The sequence below is a fragment of the Sandarakinorhabdus oryzae genome (assembly GCF_009733735.1).
Classification (GTDB): domain Bacteria; phylum Pseudomonadota; class Alphaproteobacteria; order Sphingomonadales; family Sphingomonadaceae; genus Sandarakinorhabdus; species Sandarakinorhabdus oryzae.
In genome coordinates, this window is sequence record NZ_WNJP01000325.1 from 1 (window position 1) to 1,242 (window position 1,242).

A 1,242-nucleotide genomic window follows, 5' to 3' on the forward strand; every position below is an offset into this window, starting at 1 on the left:
CATCGGCGCCGCCACGCCGGCCGCCGTGGCGCAGATTGCTGCCGCCAGCCTGCCAGTGCCGCCGGCCACCGGCTTGCAATGGGGCGCGCTGGCGCAGGCGGCCTGGTATGGCCTGGCCATCGCTTTGGCCTTCGCCCTGTGGCCGCTGGCCGAAGGCGCACGCATGCCGGCGGCGCGCCTGCTCAGGAGCCTGACCGAACAGCGCGCGCGGCCTGATGCCGCCACGCTGGCCATCATCGCGGCGGCCGGCGTTTCGGTGCTGGTGCTGGTGGTGATGCTGGCCGATCAGCAGATGTTCGTCATGGGCTTCCTGGCCGGCGCCATCGGGCTCATCGCCGTGCTGTGGGCGCTGGCGGCGCTGGTCAAGATATTGGCGGCGCGCGCGCCCCGGCCCAAGGGCACGCTGGCGCGGCTGGCGCTGGCCAATCTCCACCGCCCCGGCGCGCCGACACGCAACCTGGTGGTCGCGCTCGGCCTCGGCCTCACCCTGTTCGCCACGTTGGCCACCATCGAAGGCAATCTGGCGAGCCAGATCAACCGCACTATCCCCACCAAAGCGCCGAGTTTCTTCGTGCTCGACATTCCCAACGATCAGAAGGCGGAATTTGCCGCCACCGTATCTGCAGCGGCGCCGGGCGCGCGCACGGTGATCGTGCCCAGTTTGCGCGGCCCAGTGACGGCCGTGAACGGCGTGCCGGCCGAACAGATCAAGGCCGGGCCGGAGGTGTGGATCCTGCGCGGTGATCGCGGTCTCTCTTACGCGGCTGATTTTCCTGAAGCCAACAAACTGGTGTCGGGCAAATGGTGGCCGCGCGATTATGCCGGGCCGCCGCTGGTGTCGATCGACGATGATGCCGCCAAGGCACTTGGGCTCAAGATCGGCGATTCCATCGGCGTCTCCGTGCTGGGCGTCGATATCACCGCCCGCATCGCCAATACGCGCAAGATCGACTGGCAGTCGCTGGGCTTCAACTTTGCGATCCTGTTCGCGCCGGGCACGCTGGAACAGGCGCCGCACGGCTGGATGGCAACGGTGCAGGTGGCGCCGGCCCAGGAACGCGCCGTGGCCCGTGCGCTCACGGCGCGATTCCCCACCGCGTCGGTGGTGCGGGTGAAGGACGTGATCGCCCAGGTGCAAACCTTGTTGGGCCAGTTGTCCGCCGCCATCCGCGCTGCGGCCAGCGTTACCGTGGCGGCCGGCATCGCCGTGCTGGTCGGCGCGCTGGCGGCCGGCGCGCGGGC

The 1,242-nt window shown here is 70.0% G+C and carries 1 protein-coding gene; it reads left to right on the forward strand.

Going from position 1 to position 1,242, the window contains the following annotated elements; all coding sequences use genetic code 11:
• Positions 1 to 1,242, forward strand: a 1,242-nt coding sequence (locus GJ693_RS17235) for an ABC transporter permease (protein WP_408014604.1), incomplete at both ends; no start/stop codon positions are given.